Raw genomic sequence first — 14,893 nt, forward strand, 5'->3', positions numbered from 1 at the left:
CATACACCATGTCTATGTTAGATGATGATTTAAATAAACACGAAGAAGAAAAGAACGGCGAAGGCTATCTTATTTTCACTTTAGGTGAAGAAGAGTACGGCATTGAAATTTTAAAAGTGCAGGAAATTCGTGGCTATGAGCAGGTTACTCGTATCGCGAATACACCAGATTTTATTAAGGGCGTGACCAATTTACGTGGTGTGATTATCCCTATTATTGATTTACGCGTGAAATTCTCCCATGAAAACGTGGTGTATAACGATAATACCGTTGTCATTGTGGTGAATTTAAAAGACCGAGTCGTTGGAATTGTTGTGGATGGTGTTTCTGATGTGCTGGTATTAAATGAAGAACAAATCGCACCGCCACCTGATTTTGCAGTGACCTTATCGACACAATATTTAACAGGTCTTGGGACAGTTAATGACCGTATGTTGATATTAGTCGATATTGAAAAGTTACTAACAAGCGATGAAATGGCACTAATTGACAGCATGGCTGAGTAATTCTCAGCCTAACTATTTGTGCAAATAATAATAAGTCATTGGCTAAAGTTTTTGGCTTGATGACCGATATCCAAAATACAACAAAATTATGTTAGTAAAACGTCATGTACAGTCGAATTAAAATCGTATCAGGACTTTTGTCCGTCATTTTTATCTTTATTTTACTGCAGCTGGTATCCAGTGGTTTGATGTTTACCAAACTGGGCGATAACAGCGACAGTATAAATTACTTGAATTCATTACAACGCCAAAGGCAAGTCTTAACAGAAAGTTGGGTTAATTTATTACAAGCTCGAGCTAATTTAAATCGGTCAATTAACGCTTATTTATTAGAAGGGCGCAAAATTCAAGACGATGCCACCAATGAAGAGCTGATTAAGGCTGCGAAAAATAACTTCAAAGCGGCGGATGGTGCTTATGACCGTTATAAGAAGCTAATGCAAAGTTCGGATTATGATAAAGCCAAATTTGAACAGCTTTTTAGCACTTATGAAACCTACCGAAATGCACTAATTAAGCTAGGTGAATATGCAGAAAAAGGTGATTTAGAAGGCTTTTATGCCCATAGAACCTCAGGGCATCAAGTGAAATTTGAAGAGCAATTTAACGCATATTTTGCTGATATCTCCTCTGACTTTCAAGCCGAAGTCGTAAATGCAGACAATAATTATCGCCAGTCATTATATATGTTGATGACGTTATCGATTGCGTTAGCCTTTATTGGATTTTTCAGTTATCGCTATGTTCGTAAGGGAATTATTGAACCTCTCAGTTTATTAAATCAACGAATTCAAGTCTTTGCTTCAGGGGATTTGACGCCAAATATAACCACAACGGCGAACAATGAAATTGGTGAGTTGGCGAATGGTGTCCAGCACATGCAGCAGGAGTTGATTAATACGGTGCGTGGCGTATTGGATGGTAGCGAAACTATTTACCAAGGCACTACTGAGATTGCTGCGGGTAATAATGATTTATCTGCACGAACAGAGCAACAAGTAGCTTGCTTGGAAGAGACTTCTGCCAGTATGAGTGAGCTGACGGCAACGGTGAAACAAAACACTGAGTATGCACATCAAGCCAGTGAATTTGCTAGCCAAGCATCGGTTATTGCGAAAGAGGGCGGTAAGGTTGTTTCCAATGTGGTGAGTACCATGTTGAACATTGCGGATAGCTCGCAAAAAATTTCTGATATTACCGCCGTCATTGACAGCATTGCCTTCCAAACCAATATCTTAGCATTGAATGCAGCAGTAGAAGCTGCACGAGCGGGTGAGCATGGGCGCGGGTTTGCAGTCGTTGCCGATGAAGTGCGTAACTTAGCTCAGCGTAGTGCGGATGCGGCAAAAGAAATTAAAACGCTTATTGAAGATTCAGTATCAAGAACGGATACCGGGGCACGCCAAGCCGAAGACGCAGGTGAGACAATGACTAAAATTGTCGAATCGGTTACCCGTGTGACAGACATTATGACTCATATTGCAACGGCTTCCGATGAGCAAAGCAAAGGGATTGCCCAAGTCAGCATCGCCGTAGCCGAAATGGATAAAGTCACACAGCAAAACGCGTCTTTAGTTGAGCAATCGGCAGTTGCTGCCAATGTATTGGAAGAACAAGTCGCGAAACTGTCGCAATTGATTTCTATCTTCCGCTTACCACCATTAAAACAAAGTGAAATACGTAATATTAAACCGGCAGAAAGAACGGTTTCGAATATCGTTAAGACGCCGGATTTAACAAAAATATCATCGAAGGAACATAAAGATGATGACAATTGGGAAACTTTCTAACGATTAAGCTCAGTTTTACGCTGCAAAGCTTCGGTTTTGCAGCGTTTCTGTGCATTAGAAAACAAGGCAATGTATTAGGCGATCAGTTCTCTTAGCTGGCACAAGTGGGGATTTCAATGTTTGGTAAAAATATCCGGATTTCAGTGAGTTTATATCTACTTCTCATTTTATTTTGTGGGATGCAGATCGTGTCTAGCGGGGTTTCTGTTGGAATAGTTGTTAGTGAATTAAATTCATTGGAACGCATCGATTTAGGGTCAAATAAGCGTGCACTATTAGAAGAAACGAATAAACACTTAATGCAGGCACGTAACAGCCTGACGCAAATTGCATTACTGAATAAAGTTGGGGGGCATGAGCCTCTGATAGAAGAAACACAGGTGACATTCGATAATTTACTAGCGGAAGCGGCTAAAGATTACACCGAATTTAAAAACCAGCCAATCCTTAGTGAAGAAGAGAACCTCGCGGCGCTGGATGAAAGGTACCAAGCTTTTGTTATCACATTAAAAGCGTTAAAAACGCATTTAGATAATAAAGATGTTCCAGCTTACATTGCCTTACCCGCTCAAGAAAACCAAGAACAACTTGAAGCAGGAATTCGCGATTACCTCGATTTATTGAAAATCGAGAATGAAGAGTCTTTATCTGCGGCAAGGATGTACAACACCTTCGCTTGGAGCTCATTTATCTCTGTTATCGTGATCATCATAGTAGTCATCGCATTTGCCCACTATTGGATGAAACGCAAGGTAATCACTCCTCTTAAAAGTATGGGAGAACACTTTGCATTAGTCGCAGATGGGAAATTAAACCAAACTATCGAAGTGAAAACGGGTGATGAAATTGGCGAGGTTTTTGGCAAGTTAAAGCAAATGCAAGAGTCTTTAGTCACATCAGTGACAGCGCTGCGTGCAAATACCGACCAAATGTATACGGGTATCCGCGAAATTGCTTTAGGCAATAATAATTTATCCTCACGTACTGAGCAGCAAGCCGCATCTTTGGAAGAAACGGCGGCTAGTATGGAAGAGCTGACAGCAACGGTTAAGCAAAACGCAGACAACGCGCGTCAGGCGAGTGAATTGGCGGTGAGTGCTTCTAAGACGGCAACGAAAGGGGGCGAAATTACAGAAGATGTCATCGATACCATGACGTCGATTGCAAACAGCTCTCAAAAAATCAGTGCCATTATTAGTGTGATTGATGGTATTGCCTTCCAAACTAACATCTTAGCGCTAAATGCTGCTGTTGAAGCTGCGCGAGCGGGTGAACAAGGGCGAGGTTTCTCTGTTGTTGCAGGGGAGGTTAGGGCCTTAGCCCAGCGCAGTGCCGAAGCCGCCAAAGAAATTAAAACTCTTATTGATGAGTCCGTGGGCCGTGTAAGCCAAGGCTCTCAATTAGTGAATGAAGCGGGTACCACAATGAGTGAGTTGGTTGCAGCTGTTAACCAAGTTACTGAATTGATGGGAAATATTGCTTCAGCCTCAAATGAACAAAGTCGGGGTATTGAGCAAGTAGCTACCGCTGTAAGCCAAATGGATCTTGTCACCCAGCAAAACGCAGCTTTAGTGGAACAATCTACTAGTGCTACTGCCGCCTTAGAAGATCAGGCTAACAACTTAGTTGATACCGTTGCGTTCTTTGAACTCCCCGAAAATGGGACTCAGCGAATTCGACGTTGAGTAGATGAGTTTTAATTTACAGTTTTAAGTGAATCAATTTATTGGTTTTCGGCTGAGGAAGTGAAACACAATTTTCATTTCCTCCGCCATCAAGAGCAGCCTGAATATCCGGCTGCTTCTGGGTTTTTATTGAATAGGACGACAAGTACGATGCTTTTTGTACCACAGGTGGAACCACTGACTGATGACGAGTTTAGTCGGGTTTGTCGATTTATTCATAAAAAATCAGGCATTGTCCTTACCATGAATAAAAAAAATATGGTCTATAACCGGCTATTAAAGAGGTTAAGGGATTGTAATATCGGCAATTTTTCTGATTATTTGCGGATGTTAGAGCGTGAACCTCAGCATCCAGAGTGGCAAGCTTTTGTAAATGCTTTAACCACCAATTTAACGGCCTTTTTCCGCGAACCGCATCATTTTGTGACGCTGGCGGAGTTTATCCGTACACGGAAAAACAGCCCTATTAATGTTTGGTGTGCAGCTTCTTCGACTGGTGAGGAACCCTACTCTATCGCCATGACACTGAGTGATGTTCTGGGGCCTAATGCTGTTAATGCCAAAGTGATTGCTAGTGATATTGACACTGAAGTCTTGGAAAGAGCTAAGCAGGGTGTATACCGCATTGAAGAGTTGAAGAACCTAAGTGCATTACAGCGACAGCGCTATTTTATGAAAGGTGTTGGTGAGTTTGATGGCTATGCCCGAGTGAAACCCGCATTACGGCAAATGATTGAATTTCGTTACTTAAATCTTAGCGACCATGACTGGCAATTACAGCATCGTTTTGACGCTATTTTTTGCCGTAATGTCATGATTTATTTTGATAAAGAAATGCAAATGAAAATGCTAGAGCGTTTTGTTCCATTGCTTAAGCCAGATGGTTTGTTATTTATTGGACATTCAGAAAATTTATCTCAGTTATCGCAAAGTTTTGTGATTAAAGGGCAAACCGTCTACAGCTTGCAAGCTGCGAGGAGGGGGTAATGAAAAAAATTAAAGTGCTATGTGTGGATGACTCAGCACTGATGCGTCAATTAATGCGCGAAATTATTAATAGTCATGAAGACATGGTAGTGGTGGATACCGCACCAGATCCTTATGTTGCACGTGACTTAATTAAACAACATGAGCCTGATGTCATTACGCTAGACGTCGAAATGCCACGTATGGATGGTATTGATTTCTTAGAAAAATTAATGCGTTTACACCCAATGCCCGTCGTCATGGTTTCGACATTAACCTCTAAAGGTTCCGAAGTGACGTTAAAAGCACTGGAATTAGGCGCGGTAGATTTTGTCACCAAACCGCAAATTGGTATCCGTGAAACGATGATCAGTTATCGCGATGTGATTGGTGAAAAAATTCGTGCAGCGGCGATGTCAAAAATTACACAGCGCAGTCGTTTTACGCGTGCAGAGAAAAAAGTTACAGAGCCGATTTCACAGGCTAAAGCTTTGTCTCCATATGTTTGTAATAGCCGAGTCATTGCGGTTGGTGCATCGACTGGGGGGACAGAGGCGATACGTCAATTTCTTGAAATGCTCCCTAAAGAGTGCCCGCCCGTAGTGATCACCCAGCATATGCCCGCAGGGTTTACTCGCTCGTTTGCTGAAAGACTAAATAAACTTTGCGTGTTGACAGTCAAAGAAGCGGAGCACAACGAATTGCTGCAAAAAGGCCATGCGTACATTGCTCCTGGCGACTCACATATGCTAATTGCAGATAAAGGCAAAGGTTTTCAAGTCATTTTGCAACAGAGTGAGCCGGTTAACCGCCATCGCCCATCTGTTGATGTGTTATTTGATTCTGTTGCTCAGTGTGTTGGCCGAAAATGTATTGGCATTTTGCTGACAGGAATGGGAATGGATGGGGCAAAAGGGCTACTTAATTTACGCCAGCAGGGGGCTATCACTTATGCGCAAAACGAAAGTAGTTGCGTTGTATTTGGTATGCCGCGTGCTGCGATAGAAATGGATGCGGCGGATGAGGTGCAAGATATTCTTAAAATTGCCCCTAGCGTTTTAGCAAGACTTTCTTCTGTGTCGGTTTAACGATGCAGAAATTCACAATTGTTTTTTGAAGGAGTGGTTATGGCCGCTAAAGATCTCAGTTTTTTGGTTGTCGATGATTTTTCTACAATGCGTCGTATCGTCCGTAACTTATTAAAAGAGCTCGGGTTTAATAAAATAGAAGAAGCAGAAGACGGCGTTGATGCATTAGAGAAGATCCGCACAGGCAATATCGATTTTGTTGTTGCAGATTGGAATATGCCAAATATGGATGGTTTAGAACTGCTTAAAACTATCCGTGGTGATGATGCCCTGAAACATATTCCAGTTCTAATGGTCACCGCAGAAGCCAAAAAGGAAAATATTATTGCAGCCGCACAAGCAGGAGCAAGTGGTTATGTGGTTAAGCCGTTTACCGCAGCTATCTTGGAAGAAAAATTAAATAAAGTTTTTGAAAAAATGGGTCTGCAATAAACGCGTATACCAAAGGAGATTGTCATGACAGAACAGTGTGGTATCGGGAGCAATCGCAATGGTAATGATGATTTAAAACAAGTCATTACGCGGATTGGTACCTTAATGAGAACGCTAAGAGAGAGCATGCGAGAGCTTGGTCTTGAAAAAAGTGTTCAACAGGCGGTTGCCAGCATTCCTGATGGTAAAGATAGGTTACGTTATATTGCCCAAATGACTGCGCAAGCAGCAGAAAAAACGTTAAATGGCATTGATGTTATCAAGCCATTACAAGTTGATATGAATAAAAACGCACAAGCGTTACAACAGCAATGGCAAGAAGCGGAAAATGATGCTGTCCCGGCTCAATTGCGACAATCAACAGAGGCATTTTTAAGCCAAGTGATCCAAGACAGCGAAACGACTAAAGCTGAACTACTTGAAATTATGATGGCGCAAGATTTCCAAGATTTAACAGGGCAAGTCATCAAAAAAATGATGGAAGTTGTTGAAGAAGCGGAAAAACAATTACTGGCTTTGTTGATGGAGAATACGCCACCAGAAATGCGCGTCAAAACGCAAAATGAAGGTTTGCTCAATGGGCCTCAAATTAATAAAGAAGGTGTGAACGTAATGGCATCACAGTCACAGGTTGATGATCTTCTTGATGAACTCGGTTTCTAACCGAACATTTTAAGCCTTTGTTTATGGAGCTACCCTAATAGTCATCCTGCTAGAGTAGCTTCAATTTAGTTGAATTATATCTTCATCAGGCTGCAAGCGGCTGCGCTGTTGACTACATTCATTCACCTTAGTCACTTTGTTGATAGAGGCTTTATCGATGAGTTCATTTATTGGCTAGCGCTAACTTGAGTTATTTAGAGTATAGGGGGTATTGTAATGATAAATAACGATTTAATCTCTACTATAGTCAGGGACACTGAAACAGAACAACATAATGAGACTGATATTGAATCACCTTATATAGAATTAGAAATACGCAAAGAGATGATTAACCAGCTTAAATTAGCCCGCATTGCCAATAATTTAACCCAAGTCCAAATCGCTGAAAAAATGAAAACGCAAAAGCAAAATATTTCACGTTTAGAAAAAGGGCAGTTTGACCCTAAGCTTGGCACATTACTAAAGTATGCAGATGCATTAGGCATGCGCCTTTCACTGAGCGTCACGGTCAAATAAGTTGAAAGGTACAGCGAATATTAATCATGCTGATATACCGTGATGATTTTGCTGCCGAGCACCTGTTCTAGTTGGTCGATAAAGCAGTCTTGTATGTCCCAATTATGGAAGCTAAAACCTAAATTTCCAAAAGCCCATTGTGGGTCAAAATTCCAACCGGAAAGTGGGGCATTGAAGTTGCAATTAAAACACCCAAGAATTTCAGGTCTCCCTTCGTACCAATCGGAAACGGTATCGCCCCATGCGTTACTATGTTCACTTTGTTCTTTGGCGCATTGTGGGCAATAAATACCAAGACCATTTCCCCCTGCGTGGAATACGGTGCGTTCGGTGACGATGGTTAAATAGTTTTTTAATGTCTCTTCAGGTAATTGAGTCGGTACTATCTCATCATTGACAACATAGAGAATCGGCTCTTTATAGGCGGGCGTTGGGCGATAAATGACTTCACCATATTCAATATGTTGAAAATGTGGGTCAATAATGCCTTGTTGCTTTAGCCAATTAAGTATGTGCTGCGCATGCTTAGGGGCATCTTCTAAGGGAACATCAGGGGCAACAAGATGACAAATATCCATAATAACCTTTTATTGTTAAAAGCCATCAATAAGTAAGTCAATTGCGTGTTTAATCGTGTTTTGTTGGCAGTTCAAGTCAACGATTTCTTTCCCTAATAATGAATGAGGGACGCAAGCCATTTGGTGTGTCATTAAAACAAACACCTGCCCGTTGCTAAATAACTGGGGGTTAAGGCAAGTAGGTAATGGTTTTTTAACTAGCCTGCTATCGAATAACGGGATGACTAAAAGAGTATTCAATATATCAATAATATTACTTTGAATGTCCAGTAAATATGGGTGTTTGACTGTATCTTCTCGATTTTGATAGAGGCAATATTGCATTAAAAAACCTTGTATTTATCTGAGAGTAATCCGTATTCTTCATTGTTCCTATTTAATTGATTAAAACCTTCGATATTTTCATTTTTCCACTTTTGTGCTTCTAGGCGTTTTAATTCAGCTTGTAAGGCACAAGTTAGTATTGCAGATAAGTTGAGTTTAGCCCGCCTTGCTTGTTCGCAGAGCTCAGGCGCTACAGTGATACTGATGTTTTTTTATTCTTTATTAATACGAAATATAGGATTATCTTCAGTGAGCGCTCATGTTTGCGAAGCTATTCGCAAGATTGCTGGCTTATTGCTCAATGGGCAAATAACCCCCTCGAAGTGTGTCTATTTTCCACCATTGATTTTCTTACACTCTGTCATGCTATGCGATAACTCGTATTTTAAAATGATGGAACAGATGTGTCCGACGAGAGTGATGTAGAAAAAACAGAAGAACCCACTCCCCATAAAAAGCAGAAAGCCAAAGATGATGGGCAAATAGTTCGTTCAAAGGAATTGAGCTCGTTAATGATGATGTTAGCGGGTATTAGCTTACTGTGGCTAAGTGGTGGGCATCTGGCAACTCAACTAAGACAAATAGCTCGTCAAGGGTTTATTTTTGATGGGCATTATTTACAAAATACGGGCTTAATGATCAGCTACTTAGCTAGGGTCGTTAGTGAGGCATTATTTGCTTTACTTCCGGTGATTGGTGGGTTGGCGCTCGTTGGGATTTCGGCTTCGTCACTGGTGGGCGGGCTAGTATTTAATAGCAAATTGATTAAGTTTGATTTGAAAAAACTTAACCCGTTGAAAGGGTTAAAACGTATTTTTTCAATGAATGCATTATCTGAGCTATTTAAAGCAATTTTGAAATCGTTATTTGTTGGGTTAGGGGCTTTTATATTTTTATGGGAAAGTTGGCCATCATTGCTGCATTTAGTGATGGAATCACCGATTACCGCCCTTAGTAATGCACTACAAAAAGTAATTTTTGCTGGCTACTTAATTGTCTTTTTACTGATCCCAATGGTGGCGTTTGATGTATTTTACCAATTTCGCTCTCATTTGAAAAAATTAAGAATGAGCCGCCAAGAAATCAAAGATGAATTTAAACAGCAAGAGGGTGACCCCCAGATAAAAGCCAAAATTCGCCAGCAGCAACGTGCTATCGCGCGTAATAGGATGATGGCGGATGTCCCCAATGCGGATGTGATAGTCACCAACCCAACCCATTATGCGGTGGCGCTAAAATATGATGATAAAAGAATGGGAGCGCCAAAAGTATTAGCAAAAGGTGCCGGGGTTTTTGCTCAACGTATTAAAGAAATCGGTGAAGAACACCGAATATTGCAGTTAGAAGCACCGCCCTTAGCACGTGCATTATATCGCCATGCAGAGATAGGACAAAGTATCCCTGTTGCCTTATATGCTGCGGTAGCAGAAGTTTTAGCATGGGTTTACCAATTACGTCGCTGGCGTCGTGAAGGTGGGCTCAGACCGAAAAAACCGAAAAATTTACCAGTGCCACCAACACTGGACTTTGCTGGAGATAACAATCGAGATGGCTAATTTGGCTTCACTTTTAAAATTGCCGAAAAACTTACAAGGAACGCAGTGGCAAATACTTGCGGGTCCGGTTCTTATCTTATTGATTTTGTCGATGATGGTACTGCCATTGCCGGCATTTTTATTGGATTTATTGTTTACTTTTAATATCGCACTTTCCATCATGGTATTGCTAGTGGCGATGTTCACTAAACGGACCCTCGATTTTGCCGCGTTTCCAACCATCTTGTTATTCGCCACATTGTTACGTCTTTCCCTTAACATTGCTTCCACGCGGATTATTTTACTTGATGGTCATACAGGGCCAGACGCAGCAGGGCGAGTCGTTGAAGCATTTGGCCACTTTTTAGTCGGCGGTAATTTTGCTATCGGTATTGTGGTATTTATCATCCTAGTATTGATTAACTTTATGGTTATCACTAAAGGTGCGGGGCGCATTGCGGAAGTGGGCGCACGCTTCGTACTTGATGGTATGCCGGGTAAGCAAATGGCTATCGACGCAGACCTCAATGCTGGCATCATTAGTGATGACGAAGCGAAAAAACGCCGTGCCGAAGTAACCCAAGAAGCTGATTTTTACGGTTCAATGGACGGGGCGAGTAAGTTCGTCCGTGGCGATGCTATCGCGGGGATCATGATTATGGTGATTAACGTGATTGGAGGCTTAATTGTTGGGGTCGGTCAACATAATATGTCTCTGGGGGATGCGACCAGTGCCTATACCTTGTTAACCATCGGTGATGGTTTAGTCGCCCAAATTCCGGCATTAATTATTTCGACCGCGGCAGGGGTTATCGTCACTCGTGTTGCAACGGATGAAGATGTGGGTGAACAGATGGTCAACCAACTCTTCAATAACCCGCGAGTGATGTGGCTCAGTGCAGGGGTCCTTGGGCTAATAGGTTTAATACCTGGAATGCCTAACTTTGTTTTCCTGTTGTTTACTGCAGCGTTAGCGGCATTGGGTTGGTATCTAGTTCGTAAAGCTCAGCAACCGGAAAATGCCGCGGGGGACAACAACCAAGCACAACATTTTCAAGAAGCGAACAAAGTTGTTGAAGCAACGTGGGATGATGTGCAATTAGAAGACTTGTTAGCGATGGAGGTCGGGTATCGATTGATACCGCTCGTTGACAGTGAGCAGCAAGGTGAATTGCTGGGTCGCCTTCGTGGTTTACGTAAGAAATTCGCTCAAGAAGTAGGCTATTTGCCCCCTGTTGTCCATATTTGTGACAATCTAGCACTTTCCCCATGTGAATACCGTATTTTAATTAAAGGCGCTGAAGTTGGGCGTGGTGAAGCACAACCGGGGCGTAGTCTTGCTATCGACCCTGGTAATGCGGCGGGGTCATTGCAAGGTGATGAGACTAAAGAACCTGCATTTGGTTTACCTGCCGTTTGGATTGATGATGATTTACGTGAGCAAGCGCAAATTCAAGGCTATACGGTAGTGTCTGCGAGTACCGCGGTAGCAACGCATTTCAATCAAATTTTATTGCAAAACTCAAGCACGTTATTTGGTCGCCAAGAAGCACAAATGTTATATGACCGAGTGAAAAAAGAGATGCCAAAACTGGCTGATGACCTGATCCCCGATACCATCTCATTAACAATTTTGCACCGTGTTCTACAGAATTTATTAATGGAAGACGTAGTGATCCGCGATATGCGTACCATTATTGAAACACTAGCAGAAATGGCGGGGGAAAATGGCGAGCAAAAAGACACGGACTATTTAACTTCGCAAGTGAGAATTGCATTAGGCCGCGCTATTACTCAACAGTGGTTTGGTAATGCAGAAGAAATTCAAGTTATTGGTTTAGATGCGGGGCTTGAACAAATTTTATTGCAAGCGGCCAAAAATGGTGGGGGCTTAGAGCCTAACCTTGCGCAGTTTATTCAAACTCAAGCAGAACAAGCAATTTCTCACCAAGAAGCGATGGGGGCTCCTACAGTGTTATTAGTTAACCATGCTTTACGCCTAATTTTATCGCGTTTCTTACGCCGAAGTTTGCCGCAGTTAGTGGTGATGTCTAATTTAGAAATGACTGACCACCGTAAGATTAGAATGACTTCGATGATTAGTGGTAGCTAACCCTGTTGCGCCAACCTATATGGCCAGTAGGATAGGTATGTTATTGTTTTAAGGCATATACCGAAGGCGTGTATTTGAACCCACGTTAAAGCGTAAAGAAAGTATGCAAGGTCACTCTTATTCGAGTGGCCTTTTCGCATTTGATAGCTGATTAAAATGAACCAATTTGTTTATGAGGGGAAACTGAATTAGGCCTTTATCAGAGGCTTCTTAGATGGGCTGCATATCAGGGGATAGCCAGCAGGTCGGTTAAATGGCGGTAGGTTTCCTTTAGTCGACTTAATGTTGAAGCTATATCAGGTCATTGAGTAAGCTGTCTGATAGGCTTTGAGATGATAAAAAAGGATTTTTGAACTAGGAAGAACACAGTTTAAATCGAAATTTTTTTACCTAAAACAGGGCGTTTTGATTCTAAACCATCAGCACCATAAGTGGATTGGTTGTTGTGTTTCTTTACAAAGTTTAGGCGTTGAGCATTGAGTTCTATATGTAATTGCAGCATTTGGTGGTTGCGATAGTTTAATTCTTTTAAGCTGGTTGTTAATACTTTAATCGCTTCCCATACACTGGCTAATTCAGTATTACCTTCATAAGGCGCGGTAATTTCTGCTTGTGATTCGAGTTGTAGCCGCTGGGTCTCCCCATGGCCTATCGCCGCAACAAGGAAACGTTTTTGTTCAGTCGTTTCCTGAAAAGGCGAAGGCGGAACACGCTGGTAACCTAATAGTAGTTCCTCATTTTTCATCACGATTTGCAATGATTGTAAATGAGCATGTTGCTGTTCTAGCAAGATTAATAGTTCATCAGTCATGGTAGTTATTTATTTCATTGATAACATGCACTCATGTGCATCACGTAAAATGCCATCAGCAATCTTTTCTGCATCCATTTTCAAGGTGCCATCTTTGATAGCTTGTTTAATTTGTTCAACTTTAGCGCTGTTAATATCGCTAGCTTGGGGCTGTAATAATTTTTTTTGCAGCTCACTCGGGACAAATGTACTTTCTTTAATGATTTCATTTGTCGAAATTTTTTTATCGCGCATCGGGGTAGCCGTATCTTGTGGGTCACGGTTTGTTACCTGAGTTAGCGCAGAAATTGCAGGTGTTTGCTCAATAGCCATAATGTGTTTTCCTGTTCCCGATTTTTATCATATGTCAGTTATCGGCGTATTTTGTGGGATCTTTAGTCTTTATAGTGTTACAAAATATTGCCTTTATTCGTCATATTTCAAGCCGCCTCTGCGTTAACTTACGCTCATTCGCACTAGTCACTTACTTATGTAAGCTCCTAGCGACTCATTCACTTGTCGCCTTGATGCGACTTGAACTATTTAGAATAAAGGTTCATTTTGAGTGAGTTGACATTAAGTACAGACTCGTCATATTCGGTCTTGATGGCATTTATTTTAATGCGATATTAACACTGCCATTCTCTTGTGCTAACCCATTGACTACTTGACCATTGAGTAATCTTACACGAATATTTTGCCCAATGGTGGCATTATTAATGGCTCTTCCTTCGTATTTCACTGAAAAATTTTCCCCATTAGCAAAGACAAATACGGTTTGACCTGCTTTTATTGCCCAAGGGAGTCGGATCATCGATTTGGTAAATGTTTGCCCCGCAGGGATATTACGGAGTGCTATTGCGCCGCGTAGTGCCATTTTATCAGTACTCGCTCCAGCGGGAAGCTTATGTAATAAGCCTTTTTTACTGCCAATATCCACAAACTCAATAGATTCACCACGATTTATATTACGTGTTGCAACGAAATATTGCCCCGTCACATTCACAATTAGCTGAATAAATTGTTTTTTCTTACCACACTGCACTGGAATAGATACATTTCCCATATTTCTGCCCCCAATAGGTGGACTGATTTGGGGTTTCTCACAGCTTGGCCAACGTTCAATCGGCGTTTTGATCTCAATAGAAACTTGGTTTTTTTTACCGTGAATTTGGCGGAAATAGTGATTGATATCTTGAGGTAATGAGGCTTGAGCAACGCTAATGGTTAACCCTAATACACTAATTATAATGCTAAATGACAGCTTTTGACGATAACGCATGTAGGGATAGCCTCCTTGGTAAGCAAACTTTTTCACGATTGCAGTTTACGCAGGTCTTTAATAATGAATGAGCCAAATAGGTCAATTATTTTGCCTTTATCTTGCCATTAGATTTTTTAGTAGACGGCTAAGATATGCAGGTCGAATTTTAAATTATATGAGCGAATGTTCAGATTCAGGAGTCGCTTTATTTCCATTGAGGGCCATCATGATTGATAAATTAAATGCCACGTTTGCTTTTCAGCAGCAGGCGTTATCAATACGCGAAGCAAGGCAGACTGTTTTGGCTTCAAACATCGCAAATGCGGATACTCCGGGCTATCAAGCACGTGATATTGACTTTAATCGTCAACTTCAACAAGCAATGGACAAAGGTGTCGTTGGTTCAAAGGGCGTCACCCTTGCCGTGACAGCTAAAGGCCATATCGAAGGACGAGGCATTAAAGCGCCAAATTTAGACTTGAAATACCGTGTTCCTTATCAGACATCGATGGATGGTAATACGGTAGATATGGATATTGAACGTAGTCAATTCGCTGATAATACCCTGAAATATCAGGCTGATCTCACATTTATTAATAGCCGCGTTAAAAGTATGTTGGCTGTTCTACAGCAAGGGTAATAA

The 14,893-nt window shown here is 41.5% G+C and carries 17 protein-coding genes; 11 read left to right on the top strand and 6 right to left on the bottom strand.

Translation table 11 applies throughout. From position 1 onward, the window contains the following. Positions 1-8 precede the first annotated feature (8 nt). The 8 genes from cheW (at position 9) to ACHB7C_RS00825 (ending at position 7,646) form a co-directional block, all read left to right on the top strand. The gene (gene cheW / locus ACHB7C_RS00790) at positions 9-506 is read left to right on the top strand and encodes a chemotaxis protein CheW (protein WP_042844283.1); all 498 of its coding nucleotides are present in this window, start codon (positions 9-11) and stop codon (positions 504-506) included. Positions 507-610: 104 nt separating this feature from the next. Further along, positions 611-2,296, top strand: coding sequence for a methyl-accepting chemotaxis protein (locus tag ACHB7C_RS00795; RefSeq protein WP_131679911.1), 1,686 nt, complete (start codon positions 611-613; stop codon positions 2,294-2,296). A 116-nt stretch (positions 2,297-2,412) separates the two neighbouring features. Then, positions 2,413-3,981, top strand: a complete 1,569-nt coding sequence (locus tag ACHB7C_RS00800) for a methyl-accepting chemotaxis protein (RefSeq protein ID WP_395346152.1) — start codon at positions 2,413-2,415, stop codon at positions 3,979-3,981. Between the two features lie 150 nt (positions 3,982-4,131). Continuing rightward, positions 4,132-4,968 (top strand): CheR family methyltransferase, encoded by an 837-nt coding sequence (locus ACHB7C_RS00805; RefSeq protein WP_042844279.1) that lies wholly within the window; start codon positions 4,132-4,134, stop codon positions 4,966-4,968. Further along, on the top strand, positions 4,968-6,035 hold the full coding sequence (locus ACHB7C_RS00810; RefSeq protein WP_042844278.1) for a chemotaxis response regulator protein-glutamate methylesterase: 1,068 nt from the start codon (positions 4,968-4,970) through the stop codon (positions 6,033-6,035). The genes ACHB7C_RS00805 and ACHB7C_RS00810 overlap by 1 nt, the downstream gene beginning before the upstream one ends. A gap of 39 nt (positions 6,036-6,074) precedes the next feature. Then, positions 6,075-6,467 (top strand): chemotaxis response regulator CheY, encoded by a 393-nt coding sequence (gene cheY / locus ACHB7C_RS00815; RefSeq protein WP_034782834.1) that lies wholly within the window; start codon positions 6,075-6,077, stop codon positions 6,465-6,467. 24 nt (positions 6,468-6,491) lie between these two features. Beyond that, positions 6,492-7,130, top strand: a complete 639-nt coding sequence (locus ACHB7C_RS00820; protein WP_042844277.1) for a protein phosphatase CheZ — start codon at positions 6,492-6,494, stop codon at positions 7,128-7,130. A gap of 216 nt (positions 7,131-7,346) precedes the next feature. Then, complete coding sequence (locus tag ACHB7C_RS00825; protein ID WP_042844276.1) at positions 7,347-7,646, top strand: helix-turn-helix transcriptional regulator; 300 nt, start codon at positions 7,347-7,349, stop codon at positions 7,644-7,646. Between the two features lie 20 nt (positions 7,647-7,666). Here ACHB7C_RS00825 and ACHB7C_RS00830 read toward each other — a convergent pair whose 3' ends face one another. From ACHB7C_RS00830 to ACHB7C_RS00840, 3 genes are read right to left on the bottom strand one after another with little or no spacing between them, the layout of a single operon-like run. Then, complete coding sequence (locus ACHB7C_RS00830) at positions 7,667-8,224, bottom strand: hypothetical protein (protein ID WP_071547928.1); 558 nt, start codon at positions 8,222-8,224, stop codon at positions 7,667-7,669. Positions 8,225-8,239: 15 nt separating this feature from the next. After that, positions 8,240-8,548 (bottom strand): CcdB family protein, encoded by a 309-nt coding sequence (locus ACHB7C_RS00835; protein WP_048606785.1) that lies wholly within the window; start codon positions 8,546-8,548, stop codon positions 8,240-8,242. Continuing rightward, positions 8,548-8,754 (bottom strand): type II toxin-antitoxin system CcdA family antitoxin, encoded by a 207-nt coding sequence (locus tag ACHB7C_RS00840; RefSeq protein WP_316927704.1) that lies wholly within the window; start codon positions 8,752-8,754, stop codon positions 8,548-8,550. Before ACHB7C_RS00840 ends, ACHB7C_RS00835 begins: the two co-directional genes overlap by 1 nt. A 198-nt stretch (positions 8,755-8,952) precedes the next feature. On the opposite strand from ACHB7C_RS00840, the gene flhB reads away from it, so the two are divergent. Together flhB and flhA are read left to right on the top strand one after the other, a co-directional pair. After that, positions 8,953-10,104: a flagellar biosynthesis protein FlhB gene (gene flhB / locus ACHB7C_RS00845; protein ID WP_042844273.1), complete on the top strand. Its 1,152-nt coding sequence runs from the start codon at positions 8,953-8,955 to the stop codon at positions 10,102-10,104. Beyond that, complete coding sequence (gene flhA / locus ACHB7C_RS00850) at positions 10,097-12,196, top strand: flagellar biosynthesis protein FlhA (RefSeq protein ID WP_042844272.1); 2,100 nt, start codon at positions 10,097-10,099, stop codon at positions 12,194-12,196. Before flhB ends, flhA begins: the two co-directional genes overlap by 8 nt. A gap of 370 nt (positions 12,197-12,566) precedes the next feature. Here the strand turns inward: flhA and ACHB7C_RS00855 are convergent, their stop codons facing one another. The 3 genes from ACHB7C_RS00855 to flgA form a co-directional block, all read right to left on the bottom strand. Beyond that, entirely contained in the window at positions 12,567-13,007 is a 441-nt protein-coding gene (locus ACHB7C_RS00855; protein ID WP_042844271.1) for a flagella synthesis protein FlgN, read from the bottom strand. A 9-nt stretch (positions 13,008-13,016) separates the two neighbouring features. Further along, complete coding sequence (gene flgM, locus ACHB7C_RS00860) at positions 13,017-13,319, bottom strand: flagellar biosynthesis anti-sigma factor FlgM (protein ID WP_042844270.1); 303 nt, start codon at positions 13,317-13,319, stop codon at positions 13,017-13,019. A 280-nt stretch (positions 13,320-13,599) separates the two neighbouring features. Further along, positions 13,600-14,268 carry a flagellar basal body P-ring formation chaperone FlgA gene (gene flgA / locus ACHB7C_RS00865; RefSeq protein WP_395346157.1) on the bottom strand — a complete coding sequence of 223 codons (669 nt, stop codon included), beginning with the start codon at positions 14,266-14,268 and terminating at the stop codon, positions 13,600-13,602. Between the two features lie 208 nt (positions 14,269-14,476). On the opposite strand from flgA, the gene flgB reads away from it, so the two are divergent. Further along, positions 14,477-14,890, top strand: coding sequence for a flagellar basal body rod protein FlgB (gene flgB / locus ACHB7C_RS00870; protein WP_042844268.1), 414 nt, complete (start codon positions 14,477-14,479; stop codon positions 14,888-14,890). The last annotated feature ends 3 nt before the right edge of the window (positions 14,891-14,893 follow it).

It is taken from the genome of Providencia sp. 2024EL-00732, from assembly GCF_044006275.1.
GTDB classification, from domain to species: domain Bacteria; phylum Pseudomonadota; class Gammaproteobacteria; order Enterobacterales; family Enterobacteriaceae; genus Providencia; species Providencia huashanensis.

What these genes read in the sequence shown, in the direction of transcription:
- cheW (WP_042844283.1), top strand. Translation starts at nt 9, where the DNA reads ATGTCTATGTTAGATGATGATTTAAATAAACACGAAGAAGAAAAGAAC.
- ACHB7C_RS00795 (WP_131679911.1), top strand. Translation starts at nt 611, where the DNA reads ATGTACAGTCGAATTAAAATCGTATCAGGACTTTTGTCCGTCATTTTT.
- ACHB7C_RS00800 (WP_395346152.1), top strand. Translation starts at nt 2,413, where the DNA reads ATGTTTGGTAAAAATATCCGGATTTCAGTGAGTTTATATCTACTTCTC.
- ACHB7C_RS00805 (WP_042844279.1), top strand. Translation starts at nt 4,132, where the DNA reads ATGCTTTTTGTACCACAGGTGGAACCACTGACTGATGACGAGTTTAGT.
- ACHB7C_RS00810 (WP_042844278.1), top strand. Translation starts at nt 4,968, where the DNA reads ATGAAAAAAATTAAAGTGCTATGTGTGGATGACTCAGCACTGATGCGT.
- cheY (WP_034782834.1), top strand. Translation starts at nt 6,075, where the DNA reads ATGGCCGCTAAAGATCTCAGTTTTTTGGTTGTCGATGATTTTTCTACA.
- ACHB7C_RS00820 (WP_042844277.1), top strand. Translation starts at nt 6,492, where the DNA reads ATGACAGAACAGTGTGGTATCGGGAGCAATCGCAATGGTAATGATGAT.
- ACHB7C_RS00825 (WP_042844276.1), top strand. Translation starts at nt 7,347, where the DNA reads ATGATAAATAACGATTTAATCTCTACTATAGTCAGGGACACTGAAACA.
- ACHB7C_RS00830 (WP_071547928.1), bottom strand. Translation starts at nt 8,224, where the DNA reads ATGGATATTTGTCATCTTGTTGCCCCTGATGTTCCCTTAGAAGATGCC.
- ACHB7C_RS00835 (WP_048606785.1), bottom strand. Translation starts at nt 8,548, where the DNA reads ATGCAATATTGCCTCTATCAAAATCGAGAAGATACAGTCAAACACCCA.
- flhA (WP_042844272.1), top strand. Translation starts at nt 10,097, where the DNA reads ATGGCTAATTTGGCTTCACTTTTAAAATTGCCGAAAAACTTACAAGGA.
- ACHB7C_RS00855 (WP_042844271.1), bottom strand. Translation starts at nt 13,007, where the DNA reads ATGACTGATGAACTATTAATCTTGCTAGAACAGCAACATGCTCATTTA.
- flgM (WP_042844270.1), bottom strand. Translation starts at nt 13,319, where the DNA reads ATGGCTATTGAGCAAACACCTGCAATTTCTGCGCTAACTCAGGTAACA.
- flgA (WP_395346157.1), bottom strand. Translation starts at nt 14,268, where the DNA reads ATGCGTTATCGTCAAAAGCTGTCATTTAGCATTATAATTAGTGTATTA.
- flgB (WP_042844268.1), top strand. Translation starts at nt 14,477, where the DNA reads ATGATTGATAAATTAAATGCCACGTTTGCTTTTCAGCAGCAGGCGTTA.